Annotated in this window: 23 protein-coding genes; 3 read left to right on the top strand and 20 right to left on the bottom strand. The window is 53.4% G+C overall.

Features of this window, described 5'->3' with window-relative positions:
* The first annotated feature begins 21 nt into the window (after positions 1 to 21).
* A complete protein-coding gene (locus NSS83_RS33150; protein ID WP_341347404.1) occupies positions 22 to 420 on the top strand; it encodes a MerR family transcriptional regulator in 399 nt (132 codons plus the stop codon).
* A gap of 108 nt (positions 421 to 528) precedes the next feature.
* Here NSS83_RS33150 and NSS83_RS33145 read toward each other — a convergent pair whose 3' ends face one another.
* The 6 genes from NSS83_RS33145 to NSS83_RS33120 all read right to left on the bottom strand — a co-directional run bounded on the left by NSS83_RS33145 (position 529) and on the right by NSS83_RS33120 (position 5,970).
* Positions 529 to 1,308, bottom strand: a complete 780-nt coding sequence (locus NSS83_RS33145; protein WP_341186424.1) for a cupin domain-containing protein — start codon at positions 1,306 to 1,308, stop codon at positions 529 to 531.
* A 577-nt stretch (positions 1,309 to 1,885) separates the two neighbouring features.
* A complete protein-coding gene (locus tag NSS83_RS33140; protein WP_341347403.1) occupies positions 1,886 to 2,437 on the bottom strand; it encodes a YfiT family bacillithiol transferase in 552 nt (183 codons plus the stop codon).
* 19 nt (positions 2,438 to 2,456) lie between these two features.
* Entirely contained in the window at positions 2,457 to 3,143 is a 687-nt protein-coding gene (locus tag NSS83_RS33135) for an HAD family hydrolase (RefSeq protein ID WP_341186426.1), read from the bottom strand.
* A gap of 198 nt (positions 3,144 to 3,341) precedes the next feature.
* The gene (locus tag NSS83_RS33130) at positions 3,342 to 4,082 is read right to left on the bottom strand and encodes a GTP pyrophosphokinase family protein (protein WP_340754267.1); all 741 of its coding nucleotides are present in this window, start codon (positions 4,080 to 4,082) and stop codon (positions 3,342 to 3,344) included.
* A 240-nt stretch (positions 4,083 to 4,322) separates the two neighbouring features.
* The gene (locus tag NSS83_RS33125) at positions 4,323 to 5,357 is read right to left on the bottom strand and encodes an HD domain-containing phosphohydrolase (protein ID WP_341186427.1); all 1,035 of its coding nucleotides are present in this window, start codon (positions 5,355 to 5,357) and stop codon (positions 4,323 to 4,325) included.
* A gap of 154 nt (positions 5,358 to 5,511) precedes the next feature.
* Positions 5,512 to 5,970 carry a hypothetical protein gene (locus NSS83_RS33120; protein ID WP_341347402.1) on the bottom strand — a complete coding sequence of 153 codons (459 nt, stop codon included), beginning with the start codon at positions 5,968 to 5,970 and terminating at the stop codon, positions 5,512 to 5,514.
* A gap of 81 nt (positions 5,971 to 6,051) precedes the next feature.
* Between NSS83_RS33120 and NSS83_RS33115 the strand changes: the two genes are divergently transcribed.
* Entirely contained in the window at positions 6,052 to 6,351 is a 300-nt protein-coding gene (locus NSS83_RS33115; RefSeq protein ID WP_341347401.1) for a Dabb family protein, read from the top strand.
* Here the strand turns inward: NSS83_RS33115 and lepB are convergent.
* From lepB to NSS83_RS33065, 10 genes are all read right to left on the bottom strand, one after another.
* Positions 6,348 to 6,845, bottom strand: coding sequence for a signal peptidase I (gene lepB / locus NSS83_RS33110; RefSeq protein WP_341347400.1), 498 nt, complete (start codon positions 6,843 to 6,845; stop codon positions 6,348 to 6,350). The two genes, NSS83_RS33115 and lepB, sit on opposite strands and share 4 nt — an antisense overlap.
* A gap of 25 nt (positions 6,846 to 6,870) precedes the next feature.
* Entirely contained in the window at positions 6,871 to 7,272 is a 402-nt protein-coding gene (locus NSS83_RS33105; protein ID WP_341186431.1) for a DUF4265 domain-containing protein, read from the bottom strand.
* A 33-nt stretch (positions 7,273 to 7,305) separates the two neighbouring features.
* Complete coding sequence (locus NSS83_RS33100) at positions 7,306 to 8,178, bottom strand: SDR family oxidoreductase (RefSeq protein ID WP_341347399.1); 873 nt, start codon at positions 8,176 to 8,178, stop codon at positions 7,306 to 7,308.
* A 15-nt stretch (positions 8,179 to 8,193) separates the two neighbouring features.
* A complete protein-coding gene (pgsA, locus tag NSS83_RS33095; RefSeq protein ID WP_341347398.1) occupies positions 8,194 to 8,712 on the bottom strand; it encodes a CDP-diacylglycerol--glycerol-3-phosphate 3-phosphatidyltransferase in 519 nt (172 codons plus the stop codon).
* Between the two features lie 117 nt (positions 8,713 to 8,829).
* Positions 8,830 to 9,975 carry a GNAT family N-acetyltransferase gene (locus tag NSS83_RS33090; protein ID WP_341186434.1) on the bottom strand — a complete coding sequence of 382 codons (1,146 nt, stop codon included), beginning with the start codon at positions 9,973 to 9,975 and terminating at the stop codon, positions 8,830 to 8,832.
* Entirely contained in the window at positions 9,972 to 11,288 is a 1,317-nt protein-coding gene (locus tag NSS83_RS33085) for a F390 synthetase-related protein (protein ID WP_341186435.1), read from the bottom strand. The genes NSS83_RS33090 and NSS83_RS33085 overlap by 4 nt, the downstream gene beginning before the upstream one ends.
* Complete coding sequence (locus tag NSS83_RS33080) at positions 11,285 to 12,139, bottom strand: MBL fold metallo-hydrolase (protein ID WP_341347397.1); 855 nt, start codon at positions 12,137 to 12,139, stop codon at positions 11,285 to 11,287. Before NSS83_RS33080 ends, NSS83_RS33085 begins: the two co-directional genes overlap by 4 nt.
* Positions 12,136 to 13,128 carry an SDR family NAD(P)-dependent oxidoreductase gene (locus NSS83_RS33075; protein ID WP_341347396.1) on the bottom strand — a complete coding sequence of 331 codons (993 nt, stop codon included), beginning with the start codon at positions 13,126 to 13,128 and terminating at the stop codon, positions 12,136 to 12,138. Before NSS83_RS33075 ends, NSS83_RS33080 begins: the two co-directional genes overlap by 4 nt.
* The gene (locus NSS83_RS33070) at positions 13,125 to 14,342 is read right to left on the bottom strand and encodes an ATP-grasp domain-containing protein (RefSeq protein WP_341347395.1); all 1,218 of its coding nucleotides are present in this window, start codon (positions 14,340 to 14,342) and stop codon (positions 13,125 to 13,127) included. Before NSS83_RS33070 ends, NSS83_RS33075 begins: the two co-directional genes overlap by 4 nt.
* Positions 14,332 to 15,333, bottom strand: a complete 1,002-nt coding sequence (locus NSS83_RS33065; protein ID WP_341186439.1) for a beta-ketoacyl-ACP synthase III — start codon at positions 15,331 to 15,333, stop codon at positions 14,332 to 14,334. The genes NSS83_RS33070 and NSS83_RS33065 overlap by 11 nt, the downstream gene beginning before the upstream one ends.
* Positions 15,334 to 15,634: 301 nt before the next feature.
* Here NSS83_RS33065 and NSS83_RS33060 point away from each other — a divergent pair, with 301 nt between their 5' ends.
* Entirely contained in the window at positions 15,635 to 16,459 is an 825-nt protein-coding gene (locus NSS83_RS33060) for a hypothetical protein (RefSeq protein WP_341186440.1), read from the top strand.
* Positions 16,460 to 16,473: 14 nt separating this feature from the next.
* Here NSS83_RS33060 and NSS83_RS33055 read toward each other — a convergent pair whose 3' ends face one another.
* From NSS83_RS33055 to NSS83_RS33040, 4 genes are all read right to left on the bottom strand, one after another.
* Positions 16,474 to 17,265, bottom strand: a complete 792-nt coding sequence (locus NSS83_RS33055; RefSeq protein WP_076154567.1) for a lipid II flippase Amj family protein — start codon at positions 17,263 to 17,265, stop codon at positions 16,474 to 16,476.
* A 120-nt stretch (positions 17,266 to 17,385) separates the two neighbouring features.
* Positions 17,386 to 17,775 carry a DUF2809 domain-containing protein gene (locus tag NSS83_RS33050; RefSeq protein WP_341186441.1) on the bottom strand — a complete coding sequence of 130 codons (390 nt, stop codon included), beginning with the start codon at positions 17,773 to 17,775 and terminating at the stop codon, positions 17,386 to 17,388.
* A gap of 23 nt (positions 17,776 to 17,798) precedes the next feature.
* Complete coding sequence (locus tag NSS83_RS33045; RefSeq protein WP_341186442.1) at positions 17,799 to 18,275, bottom strand: NUDIX domain-containing protein; 477 nt, start codon at positions 18,273 to 18,275, stop codon at positions 17,799 to 17,801.
* A gap of 55 nt (positions 18,276 to 18,330) precedes the next feature.
* Complete coding sequence (locus NSS83_RS33040) at positions 18,331 to 18,792, bottom strand: hypothetical protein (protein WP_341347394.1); 462 nt, start codon at positions 18,790 to 18,792, stop codon at positions 18,331 to 18,333.
* Between the last annotated feature and the right edge of the window lie 78 nt (positions 18,793 to 18,870).

Raw genomic sequence — 18,870 nt, 5'->3', positions numbered from 1 at the left:
GAATACAGGAGGGATTACCAGATGAAGGGAATGACCCGTGGAGAGCTGGCGCGGCAGTCGGGGCTGAGTGCAGCAACCATCCGTTACTATGAGGACAGCGGCATCCTGCCAGCCCCGGAGCGGACCGCGAAGGGATACCGGATCTACTCTGCTGATTATCTGGTCAAGCTGAAGTTCATTAAGGATGCCCAGTCCCTGGGTTATTCACTGAGAGAAATCCAGGCGGCACTTGCCCTGCTCGGCTCGAAGATGGATGAAGACACCCTGAAGGAACTCGTCCGCGACAAAATCACCGAAATCGACGAAAAGGTTGCCGCCCTGTACGCTATCCAAAGCATGCTGGCCGATCTGCTCGAAACCCCGCAGGAGGATATTCAGAATTATCTGCGTTCCTTCCAGGTTCCAGATAAGCATCATTGAAGGATAAGTTATCGTGTGAAACCTATAAGTTCTTATATTTGCAAAAAAATCGGCAGCGTCATTCTGCATTCACAGAATACGCTGCCGTTTGTGCTGTGTGGATTTCTGTTATTCGGCTCCAGCCTCATGCACAGCTTGCGGAGGAGCCTGGAAGTAGTGCTGCTGGCGGTAGGGCTGGGCGTACGGCTGAGCACAATAACCGTGTACCGCCATCGGCTGGTAGCCGAAGGATTGCGGAGCCTGCTGCTGGTGCATATAAGGCGGCATGTTGGCATTAGCCATCATCGGCAGCGGAGCCATATTGGCGGAAGCAGGGTGGGTTCCCTTCATATTCTCGGCTGCCGCCTTCGCAGGAGGACAGCAATCCGCAGGCGGACCAATGAAGGTCTGAGGCTTCACCGGAGCGAGTGCTTCCTTAACCAGCGCTTCATTGAGGCAGTAGGTATGTGCCAGCACATTAGCCGGGGTTAGGCTCAGAAGATCCGAGCCGAGGATAACTTCCGGTGTAGGGGCATCGAAGATCGCCAGCAGATGGGTGCAATCCATCGTGGCCACTTCATAATGCCACCAGCCCTGCGGTACATTGGCAACCTGGCCCGGAGTGATCGGAAAATGCAGCAGCTCGTTTGTAAACGGATTGATCAGCGACACCACAGCCGCGCCCGAGATACAATACACCAGCTCAGCAGCATTTTGATGATAATGCGGCTCGACCACATTGGATCTGCTGAGATAGATATCGAGCAGCGAGGTATTCTCCAGGGTGTTCAGATTTTTGACGCCCAGTACGTTGATATAATTGCAATCATCCTTCTTGAATAAGGTGTTGCCGTTCATATCAAACGTAAACTGTGTATTGGGCGACGTATAGTCCATATAAGAGGTCACACATATCCGTCCTTTCCTCGGGGCCGTTTTTTATCGTTCTGGTTATAGGATATGTATCCGCCCATGCCCAGGTGACGATGAATAGCTCCGCCGCACACTAAAATTGCAGCTTAAGCGGAATTGAATAGCTGAATGCGCGATTAGACAATGGATTGGGCGGACGGGCTGGGCTGGATGGGGCTGCAACCCTAAAAGGAGCAGCGTCTCGTAGGGCCCGCAGCCGCCCTATGCTAATGTATGCTGTTTTCCGCATACATTTTGCCCGGAGGACCCGTAGCTGCCCATATGTATGGTGTTTTCCACACACATTTTGCCCGGAGGACCATATCTGCCCGAATGTATGCTGATTTCCACATACGTATTGCCCGGAGGCCCGCTTCCGCTCTATTGTATGCTGTTTTTCACATACATTTTGCCTGTAGGCTCAGTGTCCGCTTGAATGTATGCGGTTTCCGCATACATTCAAGACTCCTCGTTTTCTCGTCGGGCCTCCACACCCTTCTCCTATCCCGGACAAAATAAAAAGACGGAGAGTACACAACCTCTCCGTCTTTTTATGCTAAAACAAAGTTATCACTTACCAGCCGCTTCGCTGGATCAATGCTGTAATCTGCGCGATATGATGGCGGCTGTGCCAGATGTACCTCTCCACGGCGGCATCCAGTGTCATCTCACCCAGACCACCGCTTACGATGGTCCGTTCATAATCCTCAGGCTGCAAGGATTCCAGTAAGGTCGCGAATCTGCGATTAAGCAGTCCGATGAGCTGAAGTGAGGATTCCACCGGTTCATTGGAAGAATCGTCCAGTTCCGCCCACAGATCCTGTCTGTAGCTTGGAACCAGCGGCGCTTCCTCCGTCAGCCCCCGCTTGAAGCGGAGATATGCATACATCCCCGTATCGGCGAGATGATGCACGACCTGAATCACGGTCCAGCCGCCCGGCCGGTAAGGCGTATGCTGCTGTTCAGCCGTTAGCGGCTCTACTGCTGCCCGCAGCTCCTCTGCCAGCTGCCTAAAGACGGCAACGGATGCTTCCCGCACTTCTGCTGTCCGGTTCCCCTTAGCGGCGAATCTTCCAATCGGGTATTTTAACAACTCCAGTTCCTGCTCTTCCACATTGTCGTTCATTTCGCTCACAGCTCCTTTGTTATTGTTCATTGGATATCAGCCCATAGGCCTCTTCCAGTGTTCCCGCTGTAACATCAGGCTTGACTTCAAGCTCCCAGGACTGACCGTTCCGGTTGAGCCAACAGGACTTGATTCCGGCTCTGGCCGCTCCAAGAATATCTGATACAGAGTCTCCAATATGGATAATCTGCTCCGGCTCCACCCCATAGTGGGCTAGCACCTCAGTGAACATACGGTTATACGCGTCATTCTTATACGACTGATACGTCTCCGAAGTGAACAGTAAGATGGGATAATTCCGGTAGAACTCAGGAAGCATAAGATCATCTGTATCACTCACAATACATACCTGATAATCCCGGCATATGCGCTGTAAGAAGGCCTCAGTGTCATCATACATTTCAGACAGCCGGTGCTGTGCAAAGAGGTTATCCACTGCCTGCTCACAATCGTAATCCAAGCCGGACTCCTGGAATACGTTCTGAAACCCTCTGTAATAAATTTCTCTGCTGCTGATAAAAGTACCCGTATCCCGTGCTTCGCAGGCTGCGGCATAATAACGGCTCAGCAATTGCTTGCCCAGCTGCAGTGCCCTTGCTTCACTGAACTCCTGCTTGAGAATCGGCCTCCAGACCTCTGCCCGCCTGCTCTCAATATTCACCAGGGTCTGGAACATATCCAGACTAATCACTTTGAATGACTGCATGGACCCGTCTCCTTATCTGATCAGCAATTGAATCCATTACATGGTACCGGGAGGTATCCCCAGAGAACAGGGCAAGCTTATCTCCCCTGCTTGAACAAACCGCCTGGTTCACTGCAATTACGAAGATGCTTGTCGCTCAACCCGTAATCGCTCCCTTGATAGCTCCCATATGTATATGTCTTTCTGTCAAGCCATCCTCTATTCCTTCAACAGCTTAACAAAATTATCCGGCAGACTGAACTGCTGATTGTTCAGAATCATATCCCGCAACTCGGAGAATGGATCTTCGTCCTCCTGCGAATCTTTGATTTCCTTAATTTCACGGTGCAGCCGCTCCATCTGCAGATCGAGTTCGTACGCCTTGTCAGCCGCATTCTTAAGTTCACGGGTCAGATGCTCGGGAACCGCCTGGCTGTATTTATAGAAAATTTTATGCTCCAGACTGGCCCAGAAATCCATAGCAATCGTGCGGATCTGTACCTCAACACAGACATGCTCCTGACAGTCAGACATGAATACAGGAACCTCGATCAGCAGATGCAGACTCTGATAACCGTTCGGCTTCGGATTTTTAATATAATCCTTCACCTCAAGCACCTTAAGATCGTCCTGCTTCTGCAGCATAGCACTGACCTGATAAATATCCGAAATGAACGAACAGGTGATCCGCAGGCCGGCGATGTCCTTAATACTGGCTCTGATCTGGTCGAGGGACAGCTCACTGTTCTTGCGCAGCATTTTCTTCATAATGCTCTCCGGGGATTTGATCCGGGACTTGGTATGCTCAATCGGACTATAGTCGTGAAGCAGCTGGAATTCCTCTTTGAGGATATCAATCTTGGTCTCCATCTCGGCAAGAGCGAACTTATAGATCATCATAAAGCGGGTCAGCTCGTATTTGAGCTGCTTCAATTTCTCTAACTGGTTGTCGGTATGCATCTTCATTTCTCCTTTATGCTGCTGCACAGAAATGACTAGAATCTCTATGCAACTCTTCCTTCTCTCATTAATCATAGCCAATCTATGACTTGAATACAAACCTTCCACTGGTCACAGGGACTCCTGCACGCAACCTCCCTTCTTCTCTCTGCACACGAAAAAAAGCCAAACCGTCCAAAAGGACAGTCCGGCCGTTCATTAGAAGAGGACGCTGCGGACAGTGCCTCTTCATCCGGTTATTCAGTTCACCACTTCGTCGATGGACAGGCTGCGCTCACGCGACAAGTCCCGGAAGCCCTCGCCCACTTTTACCAGCGGCTTAAAGAGGTCCAGCGGGTTGTTCATGACGATCATGCCCACTTCGCCGTTGCTGAGCTGTACATTCTTGCCCACGAAGCTCGGCAGTAAATGTCCTGTCAATGCCTGCACCACCGTCTCGTTCAGCTTGCCGAAGCCCATCTCATGCACCTTGCGCAGCACCGTAACCAGCCCCTGCTTGGGACGGTTCGCAGTAGATGTGGTCAGCGACATATAGATGTTGGCTACCGAAACAATCTGGGCGTACGGATGAATCTCTTTTTTGAGCAGCTGATTTGGATAGCCTGAGCCATCCTCATACTCATGATGCTGGAGAGCTACCAGCGCGGTAACCTCGTCCATTTTGGAGCCGCGGATCAGATCATAACCATAGAAGGTGTGGCGTGCCAGCTCCTCCTTCTCAGAATCCGTAAGCAGACCCTGCTTGTTCAGGATTGACAGGGGCACCTGGCTTTTGCCGATATCATGCAGATAGCCGGCACGGCTGATCTGGTAGCGCTCCTCCTTGGAGTAACCCATCCACGCAGCAATGTAATAGGATAATAAGCCCACCTGTAATGAGTGGTGATATGTATCGATGTCATCCCGGTCCAGCAGAAGCAGCAGGGAGACAACATCCTTTTGCCCTTCCAGCGTCTCCAGAAGCGGCTTCAGCGTATCATCGACTGCCGATTGCGAGAAGCTGCCTTTCGTCAAGGCTTCCAGAAAAATCGCTTCATAATTCAAAATAGCGAGATCAAAATCATCGTGCAGCCCGTGGCTGGGCGCAGGTTCTTCATCCGTATTCAGCCCGCTGCGCGGCTCGATATCGACATAATCAATTTTGTGCCGGATCAGGATACTAATCTCTTCCCGCTCCACACGCGTCCCCTTGGGGAGAACGTGCAGCCCTACACCATTGAAAGTGTCTGCCATGAGACAATCACCGTGCTTCAGATCCGTGACATGTACTTTCAAGTACCAGCACCCCTTTTGTATGATAGGAATATTCCGTTATGCTCCACTTGATCATAGTCAACAGACGGTAAAGTAACAATCCGGTGAAAGTCACAAACTCCAAGCAATCTAGTTCTATAGAATCCCTGTCTTTAGACGCCTTTCCATATTCTGTTCAGAGCCATCTGACAAATCTCTTGTATTTTATCCTAATTTCGTTCTCTTCTGCCCAGTACATTAGTCTCTTCCTCACCGCTACCGTGTCTTCTGTGAACCTGAAGCAGAGATTAACCGGGACAATCCATTTGCCTGCAGGCAATATTCCTACTATTGGACCATCTATGTAAATGGCTTTAATCCCTTGCGCGGAGATGCGCTTTTTGCGAATAATAAGCGAATCTGTCCCCCACTGAAGCTGACCTTCCTTCCGCAACGCGTTGATGAGAATGAAGACACAGGCCACAATGCTGAGTCCAATCCATACCTGTATGATGTAGTTTAAATAGAAATGTCTATCCGGGTCGGGGTTAGGGGGCAGCCTCAGAATAATTATGGGAATTAGCACACCTATCAAAACTCTAACAGGGTTAGGCGCTTTGATCCGGTCGGTTACGGCCAGGAAATCTCCAGTCAACGCATTCAACCTCCATCCGTCCAATTTGTAGTATAATCGCTAATGTAGTCCAACACTTTGCCCAAGGGGGATCAATCCATTATGTATGAGCATCTCGTCGTCTTCCGCTTCAATGAGCAATTCGATAAAGGCCAGGAGCAAGACCTGTTACAAGCTCTGCTGGCGCTGAAAAAGCAAATCCCCGGCATTATTGACCTTACAGCAGGCATTAATGTAACCGAAGAGCAGCAGAATGTCCACGGCTATACGCTGGGGCTCCGCGTGACCTTTGAGAATCAGGAAGCCCTCCGTGCCTACGGGCCTCATCCAGCCCATCAGAAGTTCGTGTCCATGCTGGAGGGAATGCTGGAGAACGTTGTGGTGGTCGACTACCGGATTTAGAACAACTGGTTCACATCGAACAGTACTTTGCCGATCAGCGCATCCTTGTCTACGAACGGTGTCTCCCATAAGTGAGCGTCATAGCTGACGTTACGGTTGTCTCCCAGGAAAAAATAATGGTCTGCGGGAACGGTGACCGGCCCGAAGGTATAGGTCATCGCTTCCTGGAGATACGGCTCGGCAATAGCCTCATGGTTGCGGTATAGCTTGCCTTCCTTGATCTCAATCACATCGCCCGGCAGCCCGATCAGCCGTTTTACATATCTTTTCTGCGCATCTTCGGCAACCGGCGGATGGAACACCACGATATCGCCATGCTTCAGCGAGGTATTCCAGAGCATTTTGTCCACCACAAGCCGGTCGTTAATTGCTATAGTCGGAATCATCGAGCCGGTAGGCACACGCATTGCTTCCGCTACGTAGGTACGGATAAATAAGGATAGAATAATGCCAATGGCAATGCTCGGCACCCACTGCTTCAAGAATTTCTTCAATGTCCTTCACCTCAGATTCGTATAATTAGCCTTCAAAATGCTCAATAATCCGCGACATTTCCAGCTCCGCGTCCACAGCAGAGTGCTTAGGCAGATAAATCACCAGCAGTCCGCCGAAGATCTGCTCCCATCTGCCCCCATGCTCTGTAACCCGCTCCGTGAAGCTGCGGATCTCGCCGGAAGCCGCCGTTTCTTTGCTCAGCAGCCAGGCATACCGGACAAGCCCGGACTTCTTCACCGTCTCAATGTAATACGCGATCCCCTCACGCTCACTGACCCGGATAATGTCGCCAAGCGCAATCCCCGGGTTAAAAATCGGTGTCTCCTCAATCCGGTACGTGTCCTTGTCGACCCGGGTCACATCCAGCACCTCAATCTCCCGGCCTTGCTCATCAAAGCATATATGTAATCCAACCGTTCCCGGCAAAACCATCCACCTCCATTCTGTTCTGTCATGCTATCATTTCATTGCCCGCAGTGATTTGGAGATAATCCCCTCCAGCACCTTCCAGGGAAGCAGGGCCTTGGCGATCATCAGCACCCGCGAGCCCCGGCCTACAGGATAGCGCAGTTTCGGTGCACGTTTGGCAGTGATCCGTCCAATCAGATCAGCTACCTCCTGCGGATCGGGAGCCGTTTCGGACGCGCGCCGGGAGTACCGCAGCACCTCCTCAAGCTTGGTATGATACGGGGAGCCTTCATTTCTGTGCATACCTGTAATCCCTTTGTCCCAGATGGGGGTACGGAAGGAGCCCGGTTCAACCAGTACAACGCGGACGCCAAAAGAGAGCATCTCCTGCCGCAGACTCTCGCTGAACCCCTCCACCGCAAACTTGGAGGCGGCATACGGACCATAGCCCGGAAATCCGCTCAGGCCGCTGACACTGCTCACGTTAATGATCAGGCCGCTGCGCTGGACCCGCATTAGAGGAAGCACCGCCTTCGTTACAGCAATCAGGCCGAAAAAGTTGGTCTCCAGCTGCCGCCTCCACTCCTCCATGCTGACCTCCTCCACGAATCCGCCTACAGCGAAGCCGGCATTGTTCACCAGCACATCAATTCTGCCGGCAAGCTCAAGACTAGCCTGAACGGCAGACGCAATCGAGACTTCGTCCGTCACATCCAGCGCCAGCAGATGAATGCGCTCCCGCACACCCGCATGCTCAGCCTGCTGAACCAGCTCCTTGCTGCGGCCAAGATCCCGCATGGTGGCAATGACCCGGTACCCTCTGCGGGCCAGCGTAATTGCGGTCAGCAGCCCGAATCCGCTGGAGGTCCCGGTAATTAGCGCAACCGGCTCATGCCCATGGGGCTGGCCTAAATTAGTGTTCATGGGGCACCTCCTTTTTTAATGATGTGATGTATGAGTCTCCAATTGCAGCAGCTGATAATTGTTCTTAACGTAGTTGTAACCCGAGTATACAGTTAGTACCAATGCAGCGTACATCAGGGTTTGGTCAACAGGAAAGGAAGTGAACAGGCTGAAGGGCGCGTTATTCAAAAGAATTGCCGCGATAGCAGCAACTTGCAGGACCATTTTCCATTTGCCGTATTTATCGGCTGCCAGAGCTACCTTCTGCGCTGAAGCGGCGATACGGACACCCATCATTACAACTTCCCTCGCCAATATTAAAAAAGCAATCCAAGACGGGATCATATGCAGACTCACCATTAGAATCAGCGCGGCGGCAACAAGCAGCTTATCTGCCAACGGATCAAGCAGCTTTCCTAAATTGGTAGTCTGGTTATATTTTCTCGCCACGTACCCGTCCAGCTTATCTGTTATAGAAGCCACAATAAAAACTATGGATGCATAAAAAACACCATGCACCTCTAAATAGGCAGGATCGGGAATTGGTTGACCCATCCTTCCGGGTAAATGGGGAAAAGCGCAATGAACAGGGGAATCAGCAATATCCTGAACAAGGTAGTACGGTTAGCTAAGTTCATCTTCTGCCTCCTGGCTCACATTCATTGTTCCGGCCTACAGCTTCAGCTTCTGAATAAGCGGAATGCCGATCCGCCGGAGCAGCAGCTCCAAGATCGACCAGCCGCAGCGGTTCAGCAGAGTGGTCCCCCGGTCATACACCGCCGAATATTCAGTGGCTCCTGTCGCTCCCCGGTTGCGCTTGAACTGGCCGACGCCGGAGCTCTCGTGCAGTAGTAGCCCCCTGCTGCCTGCAAGCCCGATCAGCACAGCGGACAGCATACGGTAGAGTCCTAGGGACTGAGGCAGACTTGTGTCATAACCGAACAATGGCGCCGTCATCGCACCCTCCCGCTCATAGAAGCCCAGCACCGCATCCAGCCTTCCTTCCTTACGCAGACCGTAGATCTGCAAGGTTCGCCGTTCCAGCGCAATGGCAATATAGGCTTCGGTGAACTGCGGATTATAAGCCGAATATTTATCGATATACAGCAGTCTGTACAGCTCCACAATGCGGGGAATGTCTTCCCGCGTGATCTCCTCTGGACCAACCTCAGTATAGCCATGCTTCGCCAGCAGCTTCATGTCACGTTTGACTAGCCACCTGGCCTTGGAGTCAGCGGTATCCGGGTGCAGCAGGTAGATCTGCCGGCTTGGAACGAGCTTGCAGCCATACCCCTGCAGTCTGCCGATGATTTCTCCCGAGGTCTCCCGGCTAAGCGAACGATAGATTAAGGTATGACCCGGATAAGTCTGGCGGAGGTAATCAAGTATCGCCGTCAGCTGTTCCGCACTTAAGGCAGGATACAGATTGGTGGACAGCAGCCAGTTATTCACCTGAACCACCCGGTTAAACCGTGCTTGCCGCAGCATCCAGCCCACTCCTGTGAGCATTAGTGACAATAGGCCCTCTAGCATCCGGTTATTGAGCAGGGCCAGCTCCTCACGCGCATAGCTGACATAGTGAGTATAGGGTGAGCATACATACGAGTTGTCATAGTCTGCTTCATTGACGGTAATCGGAACCGGCAGCCCATCGATGGTCAGCACCTTAACAGTTGTACTCACATTATCGATAAAAGGTTGCGCTCCCCGCTCCAGCAGCGGTGTAAGATACTCCCGGGCATACCGCCCATACTCCGTATCCGGCCAGTCCAGCCCCTGAGCAGAATCGCGGTCATACTGTGTTACCCGGTTCTTCACAGCTTCCAGCCCCTCTCCACCCGGCGCAGCTTCACAGTTCCGGGCACGAAGCTGTAAGCGGTAAAAGTCAACTGCGGAGGGCGACAGGATAGCCTCGTGAACAAGCGCGTCAGCTCTGTTGTAATCTGCTGCTCCGTGCCTTCATCGGTACCGGTCCGTGTACGATAGGAGATTTCCAGCTCAGTCAGGCTGTGCTGGATGACCCTGTAATGTTCAATGTCTGCGGAAGCCGCCAGCACCGCCCGGGTAACGAAATCAGGGAATACCGTAACGTGCGTGCTCTCTGCCGCATGGGGCAGATACAGAATATCATCGCAGCGTCCTTCGATCCGCTCAATGGCCGTGAACAGCGAACCACAGGGACACGGCTCTGCCGCTTCAGTCAGAATATCATTCAGCCGGTAGCGGACGATGGGCTGCACACTTCTGGAGAAATCGGACACAATGGGTACGAACCGGCGTGATTGTTCATCCAGCATTTCTTTGCCGATATGTACAATATCTTCATTGAGGTGCAGCGTTCCATGACTGCAGGTCGCACCCAGGAAGCCCTCGGTACACTGATAGGCCTGATGCACCTTCTGCCCGAAAGTCTGCTCAATCTGCTGCCGGTCAAGCGGGTCCAGCACTTCCGCAACCGCAATGATCCGGCGGGGGTGCAGATTCATATCGCCCGATTGCTGTGCCTCAGCCAGCAGACGCAGCATGGACGGCGGTGCAATCCAGATATCCGGCTGGTACTCCTTCATACGGGTCAAGAGCCGGGGAAGCGGCTCCAGCAGGTCGAAATAACGGAACTGCAGCCGTCCCTGCTTCACAGATTCATACAAATTACTGTTTGCCCGCAGAAAAAAAGCAATTCTCGCCCGCTTCCACAGTCCACCCGGCAAAAGCTTCGCCAGTACAGTACCGGTCCAGGCCGCCTGCTCCTCTTCTCCCACGAGAAAAATCCCCCGGTTGCCGGAGGTTCCCGAGGATAACCCGACGGTGACGCCTTGCAGCGTAGGCTTGAAGTTCCTGCTGTTCTCCGCTTCATAGGCCTCGGCAAAGGCCTGCTCCTTCGTAATGCCAACTGTGTTGAGCTGATCGAAATTCTCCATCATCTCCGGCTTCCCGATCACGGGGAAACTCCGCCAATCCTTGGACGGAATGCCTGCCCACAGCTCCCTGTAGAACTTCGAGTGCTGCCTCACCTTATCTGCATGGAGCCGGATACGCTTCTCCTGCCATTGCTCAAGTGCTGCCCTGTTCTTCCAGCGTCTGCCCCACTTGGTGAGAATGTAATGGGTAATCACCAGCCTGATCCGCTTCATGTCACACTTCCCGTTCCCCAGTGCGCAAGCGCCTCACGGCAATGGCTGGGCACAATCCGAAGCAGGGGAAATTGTTCATGCAGCTGACGCAGCCGCTCGAAATTGCGGTGGTATTCTGTCCGGCTGGACATGATCAGGCCTGCTGCCGGGTGCGGCTTGCGGTTCTCCCGGAACGCCCGGCTCGACCAGACCGTATCTGCGCAGAGCAGATAATCATGCTCACCGGTGGAGACGAATACGCCGATCATCCCGGCGGCGTGGCCTGACAGCTCAACCGCCAGCAGGCTGCCGTCTCCGAGCAGATCATAGGCTTCCGTGAACGGAAGGCCTTGCGGCAATGCACGCTTCGCCGAAGCTTCATCCACAGGAATGGAGCGGAGTCTGAAATCCTCCGGCAGCAGCCCGGGCAGGAATCCCGCCTTCGTAGCCCGCACAGGACCCAGCCCGCTTACGGCATCGTAAGATTTCTGCAAATAAATATACTGCGCCTGCGGAAAATCCCGTACCCCGCCGATATGGTCGGCATGAAAATGCGACAGCACCACATACCGCACCTCCTCCGGCGAGATCCCGCCTGCCTGCAACCGCCGCATTGCACTCTCTTCCTCCTTGTAGACAACCGGAGTGATCTTACGGTATAGAGAGGCTGGCAGACTTGCTGTCTCTTGGAAGAAACGCGCGCTGTAGCCTGTATCGAACAGGATGGGGCCGTATTCCGGATGCCGGATCAGGGCATAACCTGCCGGGAAGGCAACCGGCTTCAGTGTGCCTCCGCGCAGCGTCAGCCGCTCGGGATGCAGGCAATAGCCCGCAGACAATATAGATACTCCAACTGGAATTTCTGTAATCATTGCTGTTCCCTCCACCATTCTGCAAAGGCGCGAAGTCCCTCGTCTGTTGTTATACGCGGTTGATAACCCAGCTGCTCACGGGCCAGTGTAATATCCAGTGTCTGGGAGATGCCGAGTGCGGCTGCAGAATAACGGGTCAGCAGCGGCTCACCCGGGATAGGCAGTACCTTGTAGATCCCCTCCATCAGGGCCGCTGCGGTATAAGCTACCGGGTAGGGCAAACGCCGGGTGTGCAGCGGCAGCCCGAGCAGTGAGAATAGCCGGGTAACCAGCTCTTCGAACCTTAGCGGCTCACCATTGGTAATATTATAGACGCTGCCGGTTGCAGAGACCGGGGCTTCACAGCAGAGCAGCATGGCATCGACTACATTATCTACGCATGTGAGATCAAGCCTCGCCTGTCCGCCATTCATCAGCGGCACCCCCTTACTCTCATTCGCTGCCAGCAGCCGGGGGAACAAAGCGTTGTCCATCGGGCCGAATATGGCTCTGGGCCGGAGCATGAAGGCGGCAAGCCCTTCTCGAGCTGCCTGACGGACAACCTGCTCGGCAATCAGCTTCGTTGCGGCATAAGCATTGGCCGGACGGCCGGGAAGCGGATCACTCTCCCGGATGCCGAAGCGGGACCGCTGTCTGGAATACACACTGGGCGTGGAGATATGAACCAGCCTTCCTACGTGATGCCGTTTGCACCCCTCAACTATATGGCTTGTCGCCTCCACATTGCACGTATAGAACTCCTTATATTTGCCCCAGGGTGACGACAAGGCTGCACAATGGAACACCACATCCATTTCCCGGCAAAAGCTATAGGCAGTCTCCGGGTCACGCAGATCCCCGGCCAGGAACACGGCACCTTCCTGCTCCAGCTGCTTCCCCTGCTCCGGGTTGCGTCCCTGCGCGTAGACCTCCCAGCCCATCCGGGCCAGCCTCTGGGCGGTATGCCGTCCAAGAAATCCGGTTGCACCTGTTACCAGCGCTTTGGTCATGCCTCACCATTCCATTCTATATCTTCTGTTAACGCCTCTGTGATTGAGATGCGGTGCCGCCTGGCTGTCTTCCAGGCGGCGTATACTATGCGAAACTGCTCGCGGGCAGGGCGGCGGTCATCCTTGCGGTAGACCACATCTGCTGCTCCAAGCAGCGCCCGCCTCCAGCTGCGGAGACCCCCGGGTCCCGGCTTAAATCCGCAGCCCAGCATGGGCAGTGTCAGCATCGCTGTACGGGCTGAACGCGGAACAATCACTGTTCCGCTCTGCACGAGCAGACCGGGATTCAGCAGCGCCTCCGTCAGCCCTTCCTCCGGCGTGAACAGATGAATACCGCTTGTTGCGCGCGGATTGCATTCAATCGGATACAGCATCCCGTTCTCCGGTTCGATGAAATCGAATCCGATCTGGCCGCTGAAGCCGGTTGCTGCGGCGAACCGCTGGACCCATTCCAGAGCCGCAGGATGCTCCAGCGGTTCAAAATACACGCTGGCCCCGCTGCGCCCCGTCCTGTACCTGCTGTCATACGCAGCATGCGCCACTACTGTGCCTTCGTGCAGTATGCTGTACGTACAAACCGCTCTGCCCTGAATGTACTCCTGGGACACCCAGGGAGCCTCGGCCGATAGTCCGGCTGGAGGCACTATTTCTCCCGGAACGCGGCTATGCGGATTAGTTGAAGCGGAGCTTTTATCCGGGAGAATGACCTTCGACGCAAAGCGGGAATATGCAGGCTTATAGACCCGATGCTCCCCCCTCTGCGCTGCCTGCTTCACAGCTCTCCGCCATTCTTCCGTACTGCTGATCAGCACCGTGTCCGGGACCTTGAATCCAAGCGAACGGAGCAGGACCATGAACTCCCCTTTATGGTGCAGCCCGGCCAGAATGCTCCGGTCTGATGTAAGTACACGGCACCCCGTCAGATGCTCAAGACCGGCAGAGACATAGAAAATCTCCTCACAGGTCGGAATCAGGCAGTGAATGCCTAGCTCTTCCGTTAACGCAGCCAGCCGCTGGACATAGGCCTGCGGCTGATGCCTTGGGGCAGGCACCCGGAAGCTGGCCTCGACGGCAGAGGATACCCGGCACAGGTGATACTCGGCACTCTCCGCTACATATACCCGGTGTCCTGCGGCCTTGAACAGCCTTGCCAGCTCCAGGGCCACCGGAGCGCGCCCGCCGGTAATCAGAATACGCCGGGCCTCAGTAATCAATAATCATGCCTCCCAGAGACAGCCCTGCCGCTGTGCCGATCAGCATGATCCGGTCTCCGCGTGAGATCCGGCCCTGACGGATAGCTTCATGCAGGCCCATCGGAATGGACGCTGCAATCGTATTGCCATGGCCTGCGGTATTGTCGAGGAAGCGCTCCTCGGCAATACCCAGCTTTTTACGCAGGAGACGCATAGCCATTGCACTGCCCTGATGGGGAATGACCAGTGCGAAGTCGTCCATCTTATTGCCTGTGGCGCCCAGCATGTCAGCAATGAAATCCGGAAGCAGCTTGGACGCTTTGCGGAATATAGCCTGTCCATCCATATGGAACAGATAAGGCAGCGCATCCTCGGCTGTATAATTCTGGGGATGCAGTCTGGTCCCGCCTCCGGCAATCTCCGAATAACGCGCCCCGCTGCTGTAGGTTTTGAGGGAGGCATGGAGAATCTGCGAGGAATCTCCGGCCTCCGCAGGCCCGATCACCACTGCCGCCGCTCCATCACCGAACAAGGCTGAGCTCTCCTTATCCTGCCAGTTCAGCCCTACGGATGCAATCTCAGTAGCCACCAGCAGCACATTCTTATATCTGCCCGCTTCCACCATGTAGGACATCACATCAAGCCCTACCAGAAAGCTGAGACAAGTCGCATCCATATCAAAAGCCGGGACACCGGAATCCGCCTGCCCCATGGCCTGCTGAATGAACACAGCGGTACTCGGCAGCGGCTGCTCCTTGGTTCCGCTCGTACATACCAGACAATCGACCTCACTGAAGCTGAGGCCTGCGTCGGCGAGGGCTGCTTCAGCGGCTCTTGCGCCCATGAAGGAGGCGGTTTCATCGGTTCCCACGTAATGACGGGTGCCGACGCCGGTGATTTTGTTCACCCAGCCCGGTGTTGTGCCAAGGATCTTATCAAGCTCTGCATCACTAACTACACGCTCCGGCAAATATTTGCCTGTTCCTTTTATTTTCACATGTCTAAGCTGCATAATGCATCTCCCATTCCTGTGAGTACCAAGATGTCGAACTTTATATATTATTGTAAACTACAGATATATTCTACTAGATTTTCCGGCAGAGTCATATACAAAAAAGAAGATAAAATTCCCATTCCGCGAACTAACGTTCCCAAAAATGCTTGACTATGCAGGTTCACCGGGGTTATAGTAAATGCACAGGTAACACATGGTAAGCGGGAGAAGCACCTCGCAGGACAGGCAGTTCATGCCTTTCTTGGAGGTGCTTCTTTGTGTCTATTGCCAAAATGAACAATCAGAGGAGCTGAAGTCAATGTTTAGATTCACGAGCTTCACGAATTGGAGAAGTGAGGGAGTTGTTACACCTTTGTCGGGGAGAATTGTACGAAGGATGGCTGTGCTGGTGATCATACTGTCATTGTGGGCCTATCCCTTGTCCGGTGTCTCTGCCGATTCCGGGTGGGATGCTGCGCTGGACGAGATTCATAACCTGTACACAGACTACACGGGTCTACAGGCATCGCTGAAGTCCGACCTCCAGCGGAATCAGGAATTGCGCAAGCAGAATAACACTGCCCTTGCCGCCGTGAACAAGCAGCTTCAAGCTACTAACGCCGCTCAGCTCGCCAAGCTTAAGTCTGCCTCGGAAGCCGTGCAGAAGAAGCATGCTCCGCTCCTGGACCAGTACACTGCTCTCAGTAAACAGATTACCACTGCCCGTAAGGCAAATAATCTGAAGAGTGCCACCGTGCTTGAGCTGAAGCGCAATAAGCTGAAGGCTGCCGCTGCCGCAGCACGGGCTGAAGTGAAGAAGGCCGCCTCAGCCTTGGCAGAAGCCAAAGCGTTAACTGCTGCGAAGAACAAGCCGGCTAAGGATGCCCTTGCCCCGATCCCCCTGCTCAAGAAGCAGATTGCCGCCCAGAACAAGCTTTTCTCAGCCGCACAATCAGAGAGAACCGAAGCCGACAAGCGCTACAAAGCCGCTGTCCAGGCGGGAGACGCCACCCAGGCTGCGGCTGCGATGAAACTGTCTTACATCAGGATGAAGGAGATCCGTACCATGGCCGGGCAGTTGTACGGCTGGGAGCAACAGATCAGCACGGCGCTCCATGCCGCAGAGCTGAAGCTGCCGAAGTAGCTTATTTCTGAAGCTTAGAGCAGCTTCACCAGCCAGGTGATGATGAAGGCTCCCGGTACCAGCAGGGCTTGGCCCAGCAGCGACCCAAGGAAGCGCGAGCCCATCAGGAGTACATAGATCTTCCCGAGCTGGTCACGGTACTGCGCATTCTCGGTTGCCTTATGAGTGATAATTCCCAGCTGCGGATCGATGAACACCGTCAGCAGTATCGTTGCTATCCCGTTAATCAGACCTGATGCCTGGGAAGCAGTGGTGCTGAACGCAGGCAACAGCTTGGCCGCATACATTGAGGATAACACGCCTACCGTGTAGAAGGCCGTCACGAAGACATTCATCACAATGAAGCGCTTGGGAATTCCAAGATACCGGAAGCTGCTCAGCCTGACCTTCGGTCTACGGATATATTTGCGCGTATTCTTGAGCTGGCTGACCGTTACACTTGTCAGAAGCTTGGGAATGGAGCCTTCAATCTCCAGCTTGGAGATCACTCTTGCGAATAGTCCTACGAACGTCGGAAACAACGCAATGGCGATCAATGTACCCAGTGAAGATGCCAGCATAATAATCCGCAGATAGTTGAGCAGCGGGAAGCTGTCGTCAGCTTTAGCATAATCTACGAACTTCGCCGTTAAGGGGCCTTGTACCATATTTGCGGTTCTGGAGACCAGCACGATAATTCCGGTCAGGGATAAGGCGATAGCGATCTTGTTCAGCTTCACTCCGGCAAAACGCACCGAATACGACAAGGTTTCCGCCGTATGAATAATCAGAGTCAACAGACATACCACCAACAAACTATTTGTCATTTACGGTTACTCATCTCCAAATCAGGCAGCATTCGGCAGATGACCGGCTTTCTTGTTCCAGATTATTACAGACCGGATCGCCTCACTTAATATATATTCTTCTTCCTATATAATCCAGAATCAATTTTGTAAGATTTGATCAACCATCCAGCAGAACAGGATTCCGGCTGTATACCGGACCAGATCAACCCAGAGGAAGCCGTGGCCGAGAATCAAGCTGCCCAGGGTTGTAGCACGCACATGCAGAATCCACTCTGCCTGATAGAGCTGGCTGAACTCAATTCCGAAGCTGAAGCATAGGCTAAGGGCAAGCGACATCCATAGCGGATGCCGGACCAGCAGCACCCGGGAAGCAAGGTAGATCATCCCTGCCCAGATCGCATCCCCAAAGTGTTCGCTGACAAAGTGCGGCAGCTGGTTCCCGTATGCCCTGGTCCCAAGACCCAGTACAATGGCCAGGAGTACTGCGCCGCAGTAGATCATTCTGGATCGTATTAATGAATTCCGCACTGGAAACTACTCCTTTATTTCTCTCAATCAAATATAACCTTCCTGGGCGCAGCATCATCCCGCACGAACAGCTTCGGGGGATACGGGATGGTTAGCCCGGGCAACTCATCTTCCTTGAAGAACTTCAGCTCCTCCGCCTCCCCGTCCAGGCTTCTGAGCTGGCCTTTAACAATGATACATTCAAATACAATAACCGTGTACTCTACCTGATCTCCATTGCTATATTCATATCTGAATTTCTCACCGCCGAATACGCCGATAATCTGTTCAGGCGTCACCATTAAGCCGGTCTCTTCGAACACCTCTCTGCGCAGCGCCCTGGACGGAGTCTCTCCAGGTTCAATCGCTCCGGCCGGAAGGCCCCATAACGTCTCATCCTTTTTGCGGATCAGCAGAATTCTGTCCTGTTCATCCCTTACTACTGCCGCTACAGACGGCATCATTAGCAGCCCGTTGCCCGCCTTCCCCCTCAGCTCCCGGTAATACTCAGACATTGACATGAAGCTTCCTCCTGACTTGAATCCAATTAGACCCTATATCCTTCTTAATTCCAGCCTATAGCTCATCCTTGCGGAAAGAAACCGGATGAACCACGAAATCATCCGATTGATTCTCACAATCCGTCAGCTCTACCCTATAGTATTCCATAGTCTCGGCAAGCCGGATCGCTCTGCATACATACTCAATCTTCCCGCCGTCTCCTGCCCAGTCCCGGCTGTTGTCCACCGTCCAGTGCAGTACCCTGCCATCGTTGTAGAAATCATGAATATACGGCCCGCTGTCAACACCCCACTGAAGCATGGTGAGGTTATCACCCTTGCCTTCCTTAAATCTATGTATCATTTCTGTAATTCTGTCCAAATCCAGCTGATCAAAATGCGTAATCAAGTTCCGCTGGTCCCTGACCAGAGGGACTGGCTTGTTGACTTCCCGTATCAGCAATAGTGAAAGTACCGCAATAAGTAGTGTTTCAAGAATAATAATAACCCGGCTATATTTGCTGAAAAAGTTCTTCATGTGCCCTCCCGCTCCACGGTTTATGGATAAACCGGGTTAGCACTATATTTGACATGGTTGCATGATATTCCTTGTCTG

The organism is Paenibacillus sp. FSL H3-0469 (genome assembly GCF_038051945.1).
GTDB lineage: Bacteria > Bacillota > Bacilli > Paenibacillales > Paenibacillaceae > Paenibacillus_AQ.
Note: the sequence above shows the minus strand (reverse complement) of the source record. Positions and strands in the feature narration are given on the sequence as shown.

Coding starts and splice junctions, on each gene's coding strand:
- NSS83_RS33045 (WP_341186442.1), bottom strand. CDS start 18,275: ATGTCAATGTCTGAGTATTACCGGGAGCTGAGGGGGAAGGCGGGCAAC.
- NSS83_RS33060 (WP_341186440.1), top strand. CDS start 15,635: ATGTTTAGATTCACGAGCTTCACGAATTGGAGAAGTGAGGGAGTTGTT.
- NSS83_RS33100 (WP_341347399.1), bottom strand. CDS start 8,178: ATGAACACTAATTTAGGCCAGCCCCATGGGCATGAGCCGGTTGCGCTA.
- NSS83_RS33150 (WP_341347404.1), top strand. CDS start 22: ATGAAGGGAATGACCCGTGGAGAGCTGGCGCGGCAGTCGGGGCTGAGT.
- pgsA (WP_341347398.1), bottom strand. CDS start 8,712: ATGGGTCAACCAATTCCCGATCCTGCCTATTTAGAGGTGCATGGTGTT.
- NSS83_RS33085 (WP_341186435.1), bottom strand. CDS start 11,288: ATGAAGCGGATCAGGCTGGTGATTACCCATTACATTCTCACCAAGTGG.
- NSS83_RS33065 (WP_341186439.1), bottom strand. CDS start 15,333: ATGCAGCTTAGACATGTGAAAATAAAAGGAACAGGCAAATATTTGCCG.
- NSS83_RS33130 (WP_340754267.1), bottom strand. CDS start 4,082: ATGCATACCGACAACCAGTTAGAGAAATTGAAGCAGCTCAAATACGAG.
- NSS83_RS33135 (WP_341186426.1), bottom strand. CDS start 3,143: ATGCAGTCATTCAAAGTGATTAGTCTGGATATGTTCCAGACCCTGGTG.
- NSS83_RS33080 (WP_341347397.1), bottom strand. CDS start 12,139: ATGATTACAGAAATTCCAGTTGGAGTATCTATATTGTCTGCGGGCTAT.
- NSS83_RS33040 (WP_341347394.1), bottom strand. CDS start 18,792: ATGAAGAACTTTTTCAGCAAATATAGCCGGGTTATTATTATTCTTGAA.
- NSS83_RS33055 (WP_076154567.1), bottom strand. CDS start 17,265: ATGACAAATAGTTTGTTGGTGGTATGTCTGTTGACTCTGATTATTCAT.
- NSS83_RS33115 (WP_341347401.1), top strand. CDS start 6,052: ATGTATGAGCATCTCGTCGTCTTCCGCTTCAATGAGCAATTCGATAAA.
- NSS83_RS33140 (WP_341347403.1), bottom strand. CDS start 2,437: ATGAACGACAATGTGGAAGAGCAGGAACTGGAGTTGTTAAAATACCCG.
- NSS83_RS33075 (WP_341347396.1), bottom strand. CDS start 13,128: ATGACCAAAGCGCTGGTAACAGGTGCAACCGGATTTCTTGGACGGCAT.